The organism is Actinoplanes sp. ATCC 53533 (assembly GCF_003947245.1).
The window spans coordinates 1-1,073 of the sequence record NZ_QHHV01000545.1; the positions used below are offsets into that span (position 1 = coordinate 1).

Consider the following 1,073-nt stretch of genomic DNA (forward strand, 5'->3'; position numbering starts at 1 on the left):
GTCCTGCACGCCGGTCATCACACCGTGGACCGCGAGGGCGGTCACGGCGTAGTGCCGGCGGTCGCGGGCGGCCGTGAGGATCTGGGCGGTCGCGGCCTCGTAGTCCACCGCGTCGACCAGCACGCCGAGGACGTTCTTCTTGCCCTGCGAGATCACGGCTGGGGCACCCACTTGTCGACGTTGGCCTCGTAGATCTCCTGGAGGATCATCGGGACGTCGTAGACCTGCTTCCACTGCGGGTAGTCGGCCTGGAACGCCGCCATCGAGCCGATCCACCACTGGTGGTCGCCGATCCGGTTGTCGTCGACATACTCGGTGACCATCTCGGTGCCACTGATCTTCTCGGCCAGGGCGAAGGCCTCGAGGTTGGAGCAGTTCGAGTGCCGGCCGCCGCCGAGGTTGTAGACCGCCGCCGAGCGCGGGTCGCGGAAGAACGCCTCGAACGCGCTGAGCACGTCGTGGCTGTGGATGGCGTCGCGGACCTGCTTGCCCTTGTAGCCGAAGATCCGGTAGAGCCGCCGCTCCATGTTCGCCCGCATCACGTAGCCGAGGAAGCCGTGCAGCTCGGTCGCCGAGTGGGCCGGCCCCGTCAGGGTGCCACCCCGGAAGATCGCCGTCTTCATGCCGAAGTAACGCCCGTATTCCTGGGCCATCACATCAGCCGCGACCTTCGACGCGCCGAAGACCGAGTGCAGGCACTGGTCGATCGACATGTCCTCGGTGATGCCGCCCGCGTACGGATGAGCGGGGTCGATCTCCCAGCGGGTCTCCTGCTCGATCAGCGGGAGCCGGTTCGGGGTGTCGCCGTACACCTTGTTGGTGGAGCAGTGGATGAACGCCGCGTCGATGCAGTGCTCGCGGGTGTTCTGCAGCATGTTGAGCGTGCCACCGGCGTTCACGTCGAAGTCGGTGAACGGGTCGCGCACGGCCCAGTCGTGCGAGGGCTGCGCGGCGGTGTGGATCACGACCGCGATGTCGGTGCCGTACTTCCGGAAGATCTTCCCCAGCGAGTCCCTGTCCCGGATGTCGACCCCGTGGTGCGAATACGCCGCGCCGAGGTCCGCCGTGAGCTG

The 1,073-nt window shown here is 67.2% G+C and carries 1 protein-coding gene and 1 pseudogene; both read right to left on the reverse strand.

Annotation, left to right across the window (positions count from 1 at the left end; all coding sequences use genetic code 11):
- A pseudogene (locus DMB66_RS59905) lies at positions 1-153 on the reverse strand (glycosyltransferase); the annotation flags it as partial.
- On the reverse strand, positions 153-1,073 hold a 921-nt coding region (locus DMB66_RS59910; RefSeq protein ID WP_125812699.1), incomplete at its 5' end, for an NAD-dependent epimerase/dehydratase family protein. The pseudogene DMB66_RS59905 and the gene DMB66_RS59910, both read right to left, overlap by 1 nt.